The 17,068-nt window shown below is 32.0% G+C and carries 11 protein-coding genes; 7 read left to right on the plus strand and 4 right to left on the minus strand.

Annotation, left to right across the window (positions count from 1 at the left end; translation table 11 throughout):
• Window positions 1-12 precede the first annotated feature (12 nt).
• Together fahA and BLU40_RS02270 are read left to right on the plus strand one after the other, a co-directional pair.
• Window positions 13-1,248 carry a fumarylacetoacetase gene (gene fahA, locus BLU40_RS02265; RefSeq protein WP_090119299.1) on the plus strand — a complete coding sequence of 412 codons (1,236 nt, stop codon included), beginning with the start codon at window positions 13-15 and terminating at the stop codon, window positions 1,246-1,248.
• A gap of 5 nt (window positions 1,249-1,253) precedes the next feature.
• Window positions 1,254-2,147 (plus strand): flavin reductase family protein, encoded by an 894-nt coding sequence (locus BLU40_RS02270; protein ID WP_090119301.1) that lies wholly within the window; start codon window positions 1,254-1,256, stop codon window positions 2,145-2,147.
• 243 nt (window positions 2,148-2,390) lie between these two features.
• Here BLU40_RS02270 and BLU40_RS02275 read toward each other — a convergent pair whose 3' ends face one another.
• Together BLU40_RS02275 and BLU40_RS02280 are read right to left on the minus strand one after the other, a co-directional pair.
• Entirely contained in the window at window positions 2,391-3,938 is a 1,548-nt protein-coding gene (locus tag BLU40_RS02275) for an alpha-L-fucosidase (RefSeq protein WP_090119302.1), read from the minus strand.
• 26 nt (window positions 3,939-3,964) lie between these two features.
• Window positions 3,965-4,471 (minus strand): MaoC/PaaZ C-terminal domain-containing protein, encoded by a 507-nt coding sequence (locus BLU40_RS02280; protein ID WP_090119304.1) that lies wholly within the window; start codon window positions 4,469-4,471, stop codon window positions 3,965-3,967.
• 126 nt (window positions 4,472-4,597) lie between these two features.
• Here BLU40_RS02280 and BLU40_RS02285 point away from each other — a divergent pair, with 126 nt between their 5' ends.
• Complete coding sequence (locus BLU40_RS02285) at window positions 4,598-5,455, plus strand: AraC family transcriptional regulator (protein ID WP_175454730.1); 858 nt, start codon at window positions 4,598-4,600, stop codon at window positions 5,453-5,455.
• Window positions 5,456-5,457: 2 nt separating this feature from the next.
• Here BLU40_RS02285 and BLU40_RS02290 read toward each other — a convergent pair whose 3' ends face one another.
• Entirely contained in the window at window positions 5,458-9,063 is a 3,606-nt protein-coding gene (locus BLU40_RS02290) for a glycosyl hydrolase 115 family protein (protein ID WP_090119308.1), read from the minus strand.
• A 206-nt stretch (window positions 9,064-9,269) separates the two neighbouring features.
• Here BLU40_RS02290 and BLU40_RS02295 point away from each other — a divergent pair, with 206 nt between their 5' ends.
• Window positions 9,270-10,430, plus strand: coding sequence for a hypothetical protein (locus tag BLU40_RS02295; protein ID WP_090119310.1), 1,161 nt, complete (start codon window positions 9,270-9,272; stop codon window positions 10,428-10,430).
• 13 nt (window positions 10,431-10,443) lie between these two features.
• Here the strand turns inward: BLU40_RS02295 and BLU40_RS02300 are convergent, their stop codons facing one another.
• The gene (locus tag BLU40_RS02300) at window positions 10,444-11,634 is read right to left on the minus strand and encodes a hypothetical protein (protein WP_139170908.1); all 1,191 of its coding nucleotides are present in this window, start codon (window positions 11,632-11,634) and stop codon (window positions 10,444-10,446) included.
• A gap of 230 nt (window positions 11,635-11,864) precedes the next feature.
• Between BLU40_RS02300 and BLU40_RS02305 the strand changes: the two genes are divergently transcribed.
• From BLU40_RS02305 to BLU40_RS02315, 3 genes are all read left to right on the plus strand, one after another.
• Entirely contained in the window at window positions 11,865-13,415 is a 1,551-nt protein-coding gene (locus BLU40_RS02305) for a sulfatase family protein (protein ID WP_245729878.1), read from the plus strand.
• A 19-nt stretch (window positions 13,416-13,434) separates the two neighbouring features.
• On the plus strand, window positions 13,435-15,405 hold the full coding sequence (locus BLU40_RS02310) for a right-handed parallel beta-helix repeat-containing protein (RefSeq protein WP_090119317.1): 1,971 nt from the start codon (window positions 13,435-13,437) through the stop codon (window positions 15,403-15,405).
• A gap of 132 nt (window positions 15,406-15,537) precedes the next feature.
• Window positions 15,538-16,971, plus strand: a complete 1,434-nt coding sequence (locus BLU40_RS02315; RefSeq protein WP_090119319.1) for a sulfatase — start codon at window positions 15,538-15,540, stop codon at window positions 16,969-16,971.
• Window positions 16,972-17,068 lie beyond the last annotated feature (97 nt).

The following is a 17,068-nucleotide window of genomic DNA, read 5'->3' on the forward strand; positions in this document are numbered from 1 at the left end:
GAAAAAAATACAATGAAAACGTGGTTTAAAATATCTGATAATTCAGATTTTACGATATATAATATTCCATTTGGAATTTTTTCAACTCCAACTTCAAAAAAGAGAATTGGAATTGCAATTGGTGAGTCTATTTTAGATCTAGCAGTTGCTTATGATTTAGGAATTTTTAAAAGATTAAATTTTCCAAAATCGGTTTTTGAAGCTAATTTTTTAAATGATTTTATTTCATTAGGAAAATCTATTACCAATAAAGTTAGAATAATTATTCAAGAAGAATTATGTAACGAGAATTCTGTTTTAAAAACATCAAAAGAAGCTTTTATTCTTCAAAATGAAGCCGAAATGCATTTGCCAGTTCAAGTTGGTGATTATACCGATTTTTATTCGAGTATAGAGCACGCCACAAATGTTGGAATGATGTTTAGAGATCCTGAAAATGCCTTGTTACCAAACTGGAAACACATTCCTGTTGGCTATCACGGTAGAGCTTCGTCAATTATGGTGAGCGGAAAAAATATTCACAGGCCAAAAGGGCAAGTTTTAAAACCAAGTGAAACTTTACCAGTTTTTGAACCATCTACAAGAGTGGATTTTGAATTGGAAATGGGTTTTATAATTGGTGGGCAAACTGAAGTTGGAGATTCAATTTCAACAAAAAAAGCAGAAGATTATATTTTTGGAAAAGTGTTGTTTAATGATTGGTCTGCAAGAGATATTCAAAAATGGGAATACGTTCCATTAGGACCTTTTTTAGCAAAGAATTTTGCTTCTTCAATTTCGCCTTGGGTGGTAACACTAGAAGCTTTGGAGCCTTTTAGAATTGCTGGTCCAGAGCAAACCCCAAAAGTTTTACCACATTTAGAATACAATGGCTTTAAAAATTTTGATATCAATTTAGAAGTGTCTATTACTCCAAATAATACAGATGAAACTATTGTTAGCAAGTCGAATTTTAAATATATGTATTGGAATATGTCGCAACAATTAGCGCATCATACAAGTAATGGCTGCAATGTTAATGTTGGCGATATGTTGGCTTCTGGAACTATAAGTGGAAAGAGTAAAGATAGTTACGGTTCTATGTTAGAGTTGTCTTGGGCAGGTAAAAATCCAGTAAAATTGAACAATGGAGAAGAACGTAAATTTATAGAAGATTATGATACTGTAATTATGCGTGGCTATTGTAAAAAAGATGAAATAAGAGTTGGTTTTGGTGAAGTAAAAGCTCAAATATTACCTTCAAAATAAATATTATGAAACAAGTTACTTCCATAGATCCAAATTCAATTTCTACTAAAGAATTACACAGTATTTTATTAACGGCAATTGCACCTAGACCAATTGCATTTGCAAGTACTATAAATATAAAAGGTGAAGTAAATTTAAGTCCGTTTAGTTTTTTTAACGTGTTTAGTTCTAATCCTCCAACGTTAATTTTTTCACCAGCACGTAGAGTTAGAGATAACACTACAAAGCATACTTTACAAAATGTTGAGGCGGTAAAAGAGGTTGTGATTAACATTGTAAATTACCCAATTGTTGAGCAAATGTCTTTAACAAGTACTGAGTATGAAGAAGGCGTTAACGAGTTTAAAAAAGCCGGATTAACAGAAGGGAATTCAGTAAAAGTGAAACCGCCAAGAGTTCTAGAATCACCAGTTTCGTTTGAGTGTAAGGTTGATAATATTATTTCTTTAGGAAATGAAGGAGGAGCAGGGAATTTGGTGATTTGTAAAGTAGTTTACATTCATATAAATAATGAATATTTAGACGAAGAGAACAATTTAGATACTAAAAAGCTGGATTTAGTTGCTAGACTTGGCGGAAGTTGGTATACAAGAATTACGGAAGAATCTTTGTTTGAAATACCGAAGCCAATTTCAACAAAAGGTATTGGTGTTGATAGTTTACCAAAACATATTTTTAAAACCGATATTTTGTCTGGAAACAATATTGGAAGATTAGGGAATTTTGAAAAAGTTCCTTCAGAAGAGGAAATTGAAAAATTTAAGAGTTTACCAGAAATAGCTGAAATGTTAATTGGTTTAGATGAAGATGAAAAGATGGAACTTATTCATAAAAAGGTAAAACTAAACTTGAAAAATGGAGATGTAAAAATGGCAATAAAATTGCTTTTTAGTTTATAAGAAGTAATTTTATTAAATTTTAAGAGATTTACCCTAATGAATATTTATGCTTTTAATCTTATTATTTTTTAGGTTAAACGCAACGTAGTTTCGTAAGAGGACAACTTTAGAAGAGTTTTCTCTAAACAATTTTAATTTACTTCTTAGCAGTTTAATTTTTAATAGAAATAAGCTTAAATAATTAAAAAAGGGTACAAAAGAATTGTTGTTTCTTTTGTACCCTTTTTTAGAAGCTAAACTTAATTAAAAATCCTTTTTAGATTTTTGATTTCCTAATATGGCACTTGGTTTTTCTTCTAATTCAATTTTAAAACAAATAGCATTTTTAAGTTTTAATTCTTTTGGTAGCTCAATTACCAATTCATTTTTTTGTTGAATCCATTTAATATCAGTGTTTTGACCAAGAATACTAACGTTTTTTACAGCATCATTTAAAATTCTATCTTCTGAGCCTAAGGCATCTAAAGAAATGGTTTTTCTATCGTCATTTTTTAACCAAAAGGCATAAACATTTTGGTCATTTTTTGTGTAACGGAAATCATCAGCAGTAAACCCAGTATCGTGATTGTTTCCGTGTAGTTTCATTTTTGCATTGGTTGGTCCTTGTCCAAAAACATCAAAAGGTCTTGATTCGTAAATTCCTTCTCCGTTAATTTTTAACCAAGCACCAATTTCTTTTAAAATTGCTTGCTGATCTTGTGGAATTTCTCCGTGTTTATTTGGTGCAACGTTTAATAATAAACAACCATTTTTACTTACAATATCAATTAAATCGTTAATGTAAGCACCAGCTTCACGCATTTTATAATCTTTGGTATAACCCCATTTCCAACCTCCAAGAGACATATCGGTTTGCCAAGGCATTTCTCTAATTCGGTCTAACTTTCCACTTTCAATATCTAATACCGCAGTTCCATCTGGCGCACCTAAATATCTTATGTTTTTATAGTTTAAAACAACTTCTTGGTCGTTTTTTAATCCTTGATTATAATAGTTTGCAAAAATTTCTTTTCGAGTATCTTCATAAGCAGGCTCAGTAAACCCTAAATCAAACCAAAATAGATCAGGTTTTAATTGGGTCATCATATCCATTGTTCTTTTGTAGAAATATTTAATATATTCTTTTGAAGCAGGTTCCCAACGTTCGTGCTTGTCCCAATAAAAATCTCGCAATTTTGGGTCCATTGTCTCATACTTGTCTTTGTAAGTCCACCAATGCCATCCATAGGCAAAGTGAGAAGAAACACCAACTTTAATATTACGTGAACGTGCTTCTTTAAAAATTTCACCTACAATATTCTTTTTTGGTCCCATTTCGGTTGCTTTCCAACGTGTAATTTTAGAGTCGTACATGGCAAAACCATCACAATGCTCACCTACTGGTACTATATATTTTGCGCCAGCTTCTTCAAATAAATCTACCCATTCTTTCGCATTAAAGTTTTCAGCTTTAAATTGAGGAATAAATTTTGTGTATCCATAATTTTCAGGTTTTCCGAAGTTTTCAACGTGGTATTTATAAGCACTTGAAGCTTTTTTTGTTGGGTTACCTAAGGCATCTACAGTTCCTTCATTCCACATATGAAAACCGTACCATTCAGCACCACCATACGCAGGAACAGTTGTTGGCCCCCAGTGAATGAATATACCAAATTTTACATCTTGAAACCATTTTGGGACTTCATAATTTTGAAGCGATTCCCAAGTTGGTTTATACTTTTTCTGACTATAAATAGCCTGAACTGAAATTAGCATTGCTAAAAGCAAAAGAGCTGTTCTTATTGATTTCATTTTTCTTATTTAAATATTGTTAACTACTATTTATTGTTGAAATTTTCTGGGTTTCTATATTTTACAGTTTGTAAATGTTCGCAGTATAAAACTAGTTCTCCAGGTTGTTTGTATACTTCATAACTTACGGTAATTAACCCCATTTCGTTATATTTTGGTGTTTTGTTTAAATGTGTACGAACAGTATAAATGGTATCACCTATAAAAACAGGTTTTATAAAACGAAGTTTATCATAACCATAACTAAATGTATTTACATTGTTATTTGCCATTAAACCTAAGCCTAAACTAAATACCATTGCTCCGGCAACTAACCTTTTTCCAAAAAGTCCTTCAGTTTCTGCAAATTGTTGATCTCCAACATATGGATGCATATCAAGAACTAAACCATTGAACATCATTGCTTCTCCTTCAGAAATAGTTCTGCTAATAGATCTATCTTTTCTACCTATCTCAAAATCTTCATATAACCAAGTTTCGGTATTATATAATGGAATATTTTTGTGATCAGATAAAGGTGTATTTTCAGGCATAATATGTTAAATATATGTTGGTGGTTAAACTTGAAAACAAAATTAGTTTGTAAAAGAGTATAAATATATAACAAAACGGTTTAGTTGTTGTACATTTACGTTATTGCGTAAATGCAGTCTTTAAAAATGAATAACACAGAACTTTTAAAAAATCTAGCTTTTAACCTTTCAGCTGTTTCATATAGTTCGGTTGGTACAGAATGGAATTACAAAGATGTTATTAGTTCATTTTCAAGACTATTATTAATTACAGAAGGTGAAGCATTTGTATCTATTGGAGATAAAAAGGTTCATTTAAAAAAAGGCAACCTCTATTTAATACCGAGTTTTACGCATTGTAGTTATGTTTGTAATAATGAAATGACGCATTATTATGCAACGTTTACTATTCAGCTTCCAAACGATTTGAATATATATCAGTTATTCAATTTTAAGTATGAAGTTGAAGCCAATGATGAAATTATTGAGTACGTCAAGAAGTTAAATGAATTAAATCCGTACAAGGAATTACCCGCAAAAGATCCAAAAATTTATCAGCGAATTAATAGCAAATACTGGAATGTGTCTATTGAAGATGCACAACAAAGTTTAATTTCTTCGGGGTTGTTATATTTGTTAGTTTCTAAGTTTATTGGAGCAACTAAAGTAAGTGTTGAAAAAGAGGCGGCAAATAGTGTTTTAACTGCAATTAATTATATTCAGTCTAATTTAAATAATGAATTAACAGTTTCTAAATTATCGGAAACAGCTTGTTTATCTTCTGGTTATTTTTCCAAAAAATTTAAAGAGTTAACACAATTTACGCCAATTGAATATATTAATAAACAACGCCTCGAAAAGGCTCAGTTATTATTAAATACCACTACAAAATCTTGTATAGAAATTGCTTCATCTTGTGGTTTTAAAAGTAATGCTTATTTCTGTAAAATGTTTAAGAAATATGTTGGGCAAACTCCTAATGATTACAGAAATAAGCATTGTTAGTTTTATTGTACAGGTTTAATCTCCAAAGCATTAATAATCCACTTACCATCAAGTGTAAGTTCCAGTAATTCATCATTACCGATTTCCACTTCAATAGTTTCGATTTTTTGTTTTCCAGAAACCACTTTTTCGTTTTTCATTAAAGTTTTTCCGTTAATGGCAAAGGACATATCAAATGTTGCACCTTTAAAGTAAATCATTTCAGCTTTAACTCTGGCATCTCCCATATAATATTTTATATTGTATTTGCCTTCTTTCAGTCTTACATAAAATTTTGCTTCTTTTTTACCAGTAAGTCCGTCTCTCTGCCAAAATATCACATGCTCTGAAGCTTCGTTATGATGGTACCAAATATTATCTACATCTTGAGATCTCCAACCAAACTGATTTTTATTTTCATTAAAAATATGGCGCTGATTTACAGGAGTGTAACCCAAAGCGTCAATCATTGAATACAAGGCAAAGTTTAACTTTATTTTGGTTAAAGCTTCCGGTTTTGGGTAACTTTTTATTTCAGCTATATCTTCTGAAATTATTGGTGTTGCTGTTTTTTTTGAAGGCGTATATTCAGTGATATTATTATAGCTTTCCGGAGCACCGATTAATCCTCTTTTTTGAGTCATTTTTGCTTGGTCATCAGTACAAATTACCAAACGGTCAATACCAATTCCTGAATTTACCTGATAAATTTTGATAGTGTGGTAACCTGCTTTGTCAACAGTTATTTCAAATGGTATTTTTTCCATTCCTGATAAAATGTTGTTTTCCCAGCTCCAATTTTCTGAACCACCGGTTAGTTTTTTAGACATTCGCTGACCTTTTTTTCTAACTCCTGTTAGAATTTGTGGTTTTTCGTTATCCAACCCAACTGCAATTTCACAGGTTTTTCCTTTTCCTTCGTTTAAAGTTGGTATTCGATATAATTGTCCGAAAAAAGTACCTGTGTTTTCAAAATAAACAGAATATTCCAAACGAGCAGAATTACTTTCAATCTCTTTTTCAACTTTATTTCCTCCTTTAATAAATATTGAAGAACCGTGATAACCAAAGTTTTCAAATTGTTCCCATTTAGCTTCTTTTCCGTCTTGTTTTGAAGTGTAATTTTCAGCTTCTATTGCAATGAAATTATTACCTTCAATGTAAGATTTTTCCTTCAGTTTTAAATCATATTTTGTAGCCTTTACCGTATAAGATTTTGAAAATCCGTGAGTATCTTTTACGGTAATTGTAGCTTTATTTTCTCCTGTTTTTGTCTTATCCCAATTAATACTCACATACAAGCGTTCTTCTATGGAAACACTTCCTGATTTTTTAGAGAAATTAATCCAATCCACATCACTTTCAATAGTCCAGTTGTTTGCTTCAACTTCTTTATTGAAGACATCGATAAATCGAATATTATCTTCAAAAGAAGAAAAGCGAAGTTCAACTTTTTCGTTGCCAATAGCTTGTCCTTCACAAACCGAACCGATGCCTTTTACAGCTTCTTCAAGGTAACTTTCATTGTAAACAAGGTTGTTTGGAATGTTTGCTACATCAAAAATTCGTTCTTTAAAATTGTAAAGCGCGTAAGGATCCACAATGCCGTTCCACTTACCGTTTTCCATTGTTTTGTAGATTTCCAAATCTGCCTGAATGGCTTCTTCAGCCTTTTCTGATAAGGTTTTATAAGCATTTAAACTTGCATAGCGACCCTGTTTGGCATAGGCAACATTTTTACGATAATACTGTGTTTTTTCTAGCATTAATCTCGCTGAGCGAACCGGATAATACACCAAGTGCCAGAAAGGATTTTTTGCGGATTCATCCAGTTTATCGTAAAGTTTTTTTGCTTTTTGCTCCAACTCGTTTGCAGTTTGTACCTGACGACTTGTTTCGTCGCCAAAATCAAACATACTGTAGAATCTATATCTCCAATTATTCTCGTATTTCCAATCCCAGAAAGGGAATAAGTGTTCCGGTTTTTTAGGACGGTAAAGATTGTGGAAATCGGTTAGTAAATCTGCAACCTCTTTTGCGTCGTTATCATTTACTCCAAATTGCTGTTTTGCACTTTTTTGTATAAAATCTTTTGTTGTATTTTTCGGATACGAATCAATGTCATACGCCAAAGACATATAAAATTGAAGTCCCATTTCGGCAGGTTTAATATCACCAACATTTACAATCCAGAAATCACGTACATTTTCATCATACACTTTTCGTAATTCCTCCTGAATTAGAGGAAGTGGGGTAGTATATAACCAATCATAAGTTGCTCCACCCTGATATGCTAAATGATAATACAATCCGTTTCCTCCGGCACGTTTTTGTTCGTGAGGTCTTGGTAGCTGACGTGCATAACCAAAATTATCTTCCGTCCAAACCATTATCACATCTTCAGGAAGTTTTAAACCTTCGCAATGCTCTTTTCCATCTTTGCTTTCACCGTTGTAAAGTTCTCCTGTTTCTTCATACGGAACAAAAATTTGAGTTACCGCATCTTCAGAGCCGAAAGTTTCCTTAATCATTTCACGCTGTCGGTCTATAACTTTTTGTAGCAGTTTTACTTTATTTTCTAATGTCGGATTTTTAAGATTTGCGTATTCAAACGGAGAATCGTGTACACCGCGAATACCTAAAGTGTAAATCATATTAAAATCCTTCGATTCATTTAAACGCTGTTGCCAATAAGCTTCAATAGTTTTTGGATTTACAGTATAATCCCAAACCGGAACCCCTTTTGCATCGTACATATTTTTATGTTCTTCAGCCCAATTGTACCATTCGGCATAATTATTACGCGCCATATTTTCGCAATGAGATGAACCTACATAAATTCCGTATTCCTTAGCATTTTTTGGATTAATTGGAACTCCGTTTTCGTCCTTAGCTTCAAAAAAGTAGCTACCTGCTTGCATCATTCCGGGCCAGATTGAATTCGCTTTTAAACGAAGTAAAAGTTCAAAAACACGTTCGTAAACCTCCGGACTTATGTGAGTATTGTGTTTGTCAGAAGTAGTTTTTTCACTCCACTGAATTAAGGCTTCCTCATCGTTAATAAAAATTCCACGATGTTTTACAGATGGTTCTTTAGGTAAGGTTAAAACATTGTCTAATACAATTTTATCCTGTTTTTTTGGAGTCACATCGCACCACCAATACAAAGGCGAAACACCTATTCTTTCAGAAATTTCATAAATTCCGTAAACAGTTCCCAACGCATCACTTCCTTCAATTATCAAAGCATTTTTTATAGTTGAAGTTGGATTTTGAACCGATTTCAGTAAAAATGACTGCGATAATTTTTCACTTCCTTTAAATTCTTCCAGTTTTCCTTCATTCTGAAGTTTTTGAATATCAGGATTTTTAGAAGTTCCAACAATAATAACGTTTCCTTCAGAATTTTCTAAAGAATGAACAATTTCAGGCTTTACACCGGTTACCATTTTTATATCATTCTGAAGATCATTTACCGCACGTAATATTTGAGGAGCTTCATTGTTGGCAACATAAATAGTTGCAGCAGTTTTGCTTTTAAACATTGTAAAGCTGTTTTCTTTTTCAGAAGAACAACTAATTGTTATTAAAGCAAATAAGATTTGGAAAATTGGTGAGAATTTTTTCATAAGATGATTTATTTTCAGGTATTAAGTCAAATTTATAAAATCGAAATTGGCTTAGTGGTTTTAAACGTTTGAAATTACGTTTTTTAACCGTTTAAAAGTGAGTGTATCTTATTGTTTAGTAGTGTTTTATGGGTTTTTGTTTTTGTGGGTGTTTTAATTCGGAAAAGTGAAAATTGTTCAGTATTTTTGAATGTTTTACCTGTAATATGAAGTTTAAAAAAGACCAAATACACGTCCAACTTGAAAAAATTCTTTCAGATAAGTTATTTTCAAGATCGAAAATAAATGTTAGGTTGTTGCGGTTTTTAGTAGAATCTTCTATAGAAGATAAAGACATTAAAGAAACCACTATTGGAACGGAGTTTTTCGGAAAAAAATACGACCCGATTAAATCAGACAATAAAGTTCGGGTTTATATTTATCATCTTCGGAAGAAATTAGCTGAGTACTATAAAAATATTGCAACTTCAGAAGAAATTGTTTTTACCATAGCTAAAGGTCAGTATAAAGTTCGCTTTGAAGAATTTCAGAAGAAAGAAACTTCAGGTAAAAAGTTTAATAGAAAGCGGTTGTCTGCCATTTTGTTTTTGATACTTGCTACTGTTATAATAGCTTTAACTTATACAAAATCAATTGATAACTTTTGGAAATCATTAATAAAAAATGGTTTTCAAACCACTGTAATTTTTGGTGATTATTTTACCATTGAAGGCCCAATTTCTACTAGTGAAAAAGGAATTATAAGAGATTACGAAATCAATTCAGAAGAAGAATTAAAAAAATATATTGAAAAACATCCTGAGCAATCAGGGAAATTAACACCTAGTAAACATCATTATTTCAATTGGATGGCTCCGTATTGTAGTAGAACTGTTTCAGAGTTTTTTGGGAAACACGATTATGATTTTGATATAACTCAAGTTTCTGAATGGAGTGTTTCTCAACTTGAAAAAGATAATTTGGTGTATTTTGGACAATCAAAATCTATGGGTGTTTTAAAAAATATTTTAGTTGAAAAGTTTCCTCAATATACCTTTAAGAGTCAGCGTCTGGAGCGGATTGACCCTGAAACAAAACAAAAAACGGTGTACGGAGATATAGTTTCTCACAATGAGAAAATTATAGATTATACCATTGTTGCAAAAATTGCAATGCCCTCAGGAAATGAAATGCGATTCTTTTTATCTGATCAAGATTGTGGAGCTATAAGCGCATTGGATTATTTTACGCAAAAAGATTCGGTACAAGCATTTTATAAGCGTCATCAAATCCAAAAGAACCAAGATTTTATCGCGTTATTTAAAGTTACTGGATGGAAACGAAAATCTTATGATATGGAATTTGTATTATTGGATAAAAAGAAATAATACGTTTAGATGATTATTCAATAATCTCTAGCTCAACCAATTCACAATTAGTATCTAAACGGTTTAAACCTTCAACTTTAAATAAAGCATTAAAATATGAATCTTTTGAAGGGAGTTTTTTGTAAAATTTTTCAAGTAAATCTAGGTTTGTAAAATGTGCAACTGTTGCCATTACACCAATGTCATGATTAGAAGCGAAATAAAGAGCTTTATGACCACTGTTTAATTGAAAATACGATACCATTGCATATTCCATACGAATATTATCGCCGTATTTAGGTTTGTAAGTTGTTAGCTTTCCATTTTTAGAACTTGTAAAATAATTAGGATTACATTCAAAAATGTTACTGTTTTTAAGGAAAATTTCTTTGGATAAACTCATAGTTTTTGGCTGCCCTAAATAAATAATATTTCCTCTTTTAACAACATCATATTTTAATTCACTTTCGTTTTGAGGTGTTAATGAAGTGTTATATTCAGAAAAGAATTGAGTTAAGCCAATTAAAGAATAAGGAATTGCTTTTGTGAAAAATGTGTAATTTGAAAGCGCTAAGGAATCTTCAGGATGTTTTTTGTTGAAGTTAATAAAATCAGTAGCGCTGTTAACTTCAAAGTTTGTATAAAGTTTGCCATTTGGTTCTTTAGGCTTATTCATAATTACTTGGTCAGCAAGTACAACAGTGTTTGTTGTATTTTTAGCTACAAAAGGTTCCCAGCAATAGATTTCTTTTGTGTTGAACAATTGATAAGCAAGAGCTATAAAAATAAATGCCAAAACTGAAGCTAGTGCGAAGCTTAGAGGTTTGTAAAAATTTCTTTTTTGCTGAATTACAGAGGTTTTTTTATCTGTTTTAGGGTTTTGTTCAAGGTTTGTTTTTTGGTCCGTAAATTCAATGTCGTATGAGCCTTTTTTAAGCACAAAAACAATAGTGTCTTCTTTACCAATTTCAGAATAATAGGTTTTTAATTTCTTACGTAGGTTAAACATGTACACACGAACTTTACCATCATCTTTAATTGGATTGTAATTTTTTTTAAACAAATCCATTCCAATAGTTTGCTCTTTTACATGAATATTTTTAAGAGCTTGTTCGGTTAAAAATTTCAACAATTGGGTGTAGCGAGTAGATTTTACAAATTCAGGAGAAGAACAAATTTTCTGTAAGTACTCCTTTATCTTATCTGTGTTAAGATGGTTGCTCATAGCTGTAAAAATATGAAATTCTTTCTTAAGAATACCAACAAAATTAACCGTTAATTTTTCGGTTAATTTTCCGTTTTTAAACCAATTGAAGTCAATAGATGCTGTTTATACCATTAAATTTGTGTTGAGACGAAATGTAGTTAATCTTTCCAATAACTTAATAACGGCGAAATATCTAAATGGTGAGTAATATTAATTTGATTAAAAAATTGTTAACAGTCATTGTATTTTTGTCTGTTATATTTTCAGTAATTGGTGTAAAAGCACAAAGTAAGCAACCCAATATTATTTACATAATGTCTGACGATCACGCATCACACGCCATTGGAGCTTATGGAGGTCGTTTAGAAAATTTAAACATGACTCCTAAGTTAGATAAATTGGCTTCCGAAGGAATGCTTTTTAAAAATGTTTTTTGCAACAATTCAATTTGTACACCAAGTAGAGCTTCAATTATAACAGGTCAATATCCACAAACAAATAATGTGTTGGATTTAGATCATAAATTAGATACCGAAAAGCAATTTCTACCTATAGAACTTAAAAAATTGGGTTACAAAACTGCGGTTATAGGTAAATGGCATTTGAAAAATGAACCTGTAAATTTTGATTATTACAAAACCTTACCAAGTCAAGGAAAATATTTTAACCCAACGTTTAATGAAAAAGGCAAAGGTAATTGGCCAAAGAATATTGTAAAAAGTGCAGGGCATTCAAGTGATGTAATAACTAATTCGGCAATTGAATATATTAAAAATAGAGATAAATCGAAGCCTTTCTTTTTAATGCATCATTTTAAAGCGCCTCATGGTTATTTTGAATATGCGCCTAGGTATGAAAATTATTTAGCAAACACCGAAATTCCTGAACCTGCAAGTATGTATTACCAACCAAATTGGGGTTCTGAAGGAACTAGAGGTAAAAACGATTCTTTAAGAAATTATATAGGAACTTCTATTTCAGGAAGACATAAGTATAGTAACTATTATAAACATTTTTTTAATGATTCATTGAACGGTCCAAAATCTGCACATTTAAGTTATCAACGTTATATGAAAGATTATCTACGTTGCGTAAAAGGGATTGACGATAATATTGGACGTTTAATTGATTTTCTGAAAAAAGAAAATTTGTTGGAAAATACCATTATTATTTACACTTCCGATCAAGGAATGATGTTAGGAGAACACGATTTTCAGGATAAACGTTGGATGTATGAAGAATCTATGCGAATGCCATTTATAATGTATTATCCAAAAATGATTAAAGCTGGAACTATTTCAGAATTGCTAATTAACAATACCGATTTTGCTCCAACAATAATTGAGTTAGCTGGTGGTAAAACTCCAAAATATATGCAAGGCCATAGTTTTATTAATACAATTAAAGGTAAAACTGAAAAAAAATGGAGAACGGCTACTTATTATCGTTATTGGATGCACATTGTGCATCATTATGTACCTGCTCATTTTGGAGTTCGTTCAAAAGATTATAAACTAATGTTTTTCTACGGAAAACACTATTTGCCTGAAGAAGAACACAAAAAACATTATTGGGCGAAAACGTATCACGGTGAAGAGAAAGAAACACCTCATACTTGGGAATTTTACGATTTAAAAAATGACCCTCAAGAAACGCATAACCGTTATAATGATCCTGCATATCAAAAAATTATTGCTGAATTAAAAGAAGAACTTAAAAAGCAGCGAAAAGAATTAAACGAAACGGATAAGGATTATCCAAAAATTGAGGCTATTGTTGAAAAGCATTGGAATGATTAAAAAATAAAATGTGATAATTATGACTATTAAAAAGTTTTTAACCTCAATATTGTTATTACTAAGCGTAGCTATTTGTGCTCAAGTAGAATTTCACGTAGATCCTAATGCTGCGAAAAATGGTAATGGATCGCTTAATACTCCTTTTAATTCAATAGCATCAGCGAAGAAAAAAGTGGCGAAAATGAATAAAAATATGAAGGAAGACATTGTTGTTTACCTTCACGGTGGAACTTATCAAATAGCAAATCCAATTGTATTTGGAGAAAAAGATTCAGGAACCAACGGACATACAATTTCGTATAAAGCCTATAAAAAAGAAGCTCCGCTAATTAGTGGAGGCGTAAAGGTTTCCGGATGGGAAAAAGTAAGCGGAAATATTTACAAGGCAAAACTTAACAGAACTACCAAGTTGAGAACCCTTTTTGTAAACGGAAAAAGAATGCGGATGGCAGGAACGGAAGTTCCGGTAAAAGGCGCGGGTTCTTGGGGTAAACACGAAGTAAAAGGAACTGAAAAATGGGCATTTGACGCAGGTACAGGCATTGATGGAATTTTATTTAAAACCGAAGATGTACGTAACTACAAAAATCCCGAAGATGTTGAATTGGTACAAAATAATGTATGGACTGAAAAGATTTTATGCATTAGAGATGTTCAGCAAGTGGCAGATACCACTATTTTAAAATTACAACAACCTTACGGTATCATTGCCACCAGTATGGCGTGGGCAGGAAAGATTAAATACAACGATGAATTTGTTATCCGAAACGCCTATGAATTTTTAGATGCTCCAGGAGAATTTTATTTCGATAAGCAAGCTCAAACCCTGTATTATTTCAGTTCAGGAGAAGATATGGCTACTGGGGAAGTAATTGCACCAATTTCCGATGGTTTACTTCGTATTGAAGGTTCATCAACCAGTTCAAGAGTAAAAAATATTCACTTTGAAGGCATTAAATTTTCTCACGATCATTGGCAGCTAATGGAACTAGAAGGTTCTCACGCTTTTGCTGGTATACAGAGTACAGGAATGGCAATTCAATTTGTTGCTGATGGTAATTGGCACCCAACGGAATATAATTGTGTTGGTGTTCCGCGTGGAAGTATTGAAGTAAAAAATGCAGAGAATATTTCGTTTAAAAACAATCGTTTTGAAGGGTTGAGTTCAGCTATAGGAATCAATATGGTAAACGATGTAAAAAACAGCAATGTAAACGGTAATTATTTTCACGATTTATTAGGAAATGCTGTTAATGTAGGACATCCGCAACACTATGTAATTGACGAGGGGTCTTATTTTTCTTCAGGGGAGGAAGGGGTTTGCGAGCATATCAATATCACCAATAATTACATACGAAATGCCTGTCTGGATTTCCGTCAGTTAGAAGGAATTACAGCCTTTTTTGTCGCCGATGTAAATATTAACCATAATGATATTGCAGGAACACCTTACGGAGCTATCACTATGGGTTGGTGGTGGGGAAATTCTGGAATTCCACCTTCAAAAACGGCAAAAAACAATTCAATGAGTTTTAACAAAGCTGGAGACACGCATAGAGCGTTAAAAGATGGAGGAATTTTATACGCATTGGGAGAACAGCCAAACAGTGTTATGGAAGGCAATTATTTATACCGAGGTCAGCGTTGTATTTACCCAGATGACGGGTCGGCATATTGGACTATTAAGAGCAATGTTGTTGATAACAGAATTCCGTGGGTAAAAGGAATTTTCTGGTTGCATACGTGGACCGATGTTTGCCACGATATTGTTGCCAAAGACAATTTTGTAAAAGATAATAATGTTAAAAACAACGGTACAAATTGTACTGTTGAAAATACGGAATCGTTTATTAGAAGAGATTTTTCTGCTGAAGCCAAACAAATAATGAAATCTGCTGGAATTCAAAAGGAGTACAGGCATATAATTCCTTCTAAGGAACCAAATCGAATTGAGTTGTATCCGAAGGATTTTAAAGATACGGACCATTAAAAAATAGAATTAAATCAGAAGGATATAAACTATCCTGAAACTCTAAAAATTGTAAAATATTTTTGGAATAATTAATTATAGAAAAAATAATAACCCTAATAATTTTAGAATTTTAAAAAGGAACACTAAATAATGAAATCATATATCCTTATTTTTTTTACAGTATTTATTAGCTTTTTTAGTAATGCTCAAGATGAAAAGAAATCCAATGTGCTTTTTATCATAGCTGATGATTTAAATACAGCATTGAGTGGTTATGGACACCCACAATGCAAAACACCTCAACTAGATAAGCTAGCTGAACGGAGTGTTGTTTTTAAAAATATGCATTGTCAACATCCTCTCTGCGGGCCTTCTAGAGCTTCTATTATGTCAGGACTTTATACTTATTCTACAGGAGTTCTTAAAAATTCAGGTATCAATAGAAAGCAGAAGCCGAACATTGTTACACTTTCTCAAGCTTTTAAAAATGATGGATATTATGTTGCACGTGTTAGTAAGATATTTCATATGGGAATTCCTTATGATATTTTACAAGGAACTTCAGGAGCGGACGATCCTAAATCATGGGATGAAACATATAATTTTAAAGCACTAGAACACAATGCAAAAGGACAATTAACAAATTGGTCTCCTAAACACGATGGACATCAAAAATTTAATGGTTTGATAGCCGAAGGGGATGATTCGGACCATGTTGATGGAATGGCCGCCGATAAAGCTATTGAAATGCTTCATAAATTAAAAAATCGTCCTTTTTTCTTAGCAGTAGGAATGATACGTCCTCATGTTCCGTTGGTAGCTCCCAAAAAGTATTTTGATTTATATAATCGTGATGAAATGATTCTACCTGTTGTACCCAAAGATGATTTAGATGACCTGCCTGAAATTTATCGAAACAGAAATACCAATAAAAAATGGGGCGTTACACCTGAAGGTCATAAAGGTCTTTTAGAGGCTTATTACGCAAGTATTTCCTATATGGATGCACAAGTAGGACGAATATTAGATACATTAGAAAAGTTGGATCTTGATAGAAATACTATTGTAGTTTTTTGTAGTGACCATGGTTATTTATTAGGTGAACATCATAAATTTCAAAAACCACACCTATTTGAAGAAGCCATTCGTGTACCGTTTATGATTCATGTTCCATGGATGAAATCTCAAAGAGGGAAATCAACTCATAAAATTACTGAGCTTATAGATTTGTATCCTACCCTAACAGAATTGACTGAAGTTAATGCTCCTAAAGAATTACAAGGTAAAAGTCTAGTTCCTTTATTAAGAAACACTAAATCTAAGAAGTGGAAAAAAGACATTGCTTTTACCACATGTAATGCTGGAGGTGCAACTATAAGAACCGATAACTGGAGATTTACCCATTGGAAACATGGAGATGGAGGATTTGAAATGTATGATTTAAAAAGTGATCCTGGTGAATTTAAAAACCTAGCAGAGAATCCTAAATATGCAGAGATTAAGAAACGACTTAATAAGCTTCTCCTTCAAAAAAAGAAAGAAGCAGGTTATACAATAGAAATGTACGATTGGGGATATAAATAACAAATAAGACAAAGATAGCAGAATAGAGGCATCTTTTTCTATCTAGGAACTTAATAAATACCGAATTGTAGGAAAAAAAACAAAGATCATTTAAAAA

This window comes from Lutibacter oricola (assembly GCF_900106565.1).
GTDB classification, from domain to species: domain Bacteria; phylum Bacteroidota; class Bacteroidia; order Flavobacteriales; family Flavobacteriaceae; genus Lutibacter; species Lutibacter oricola.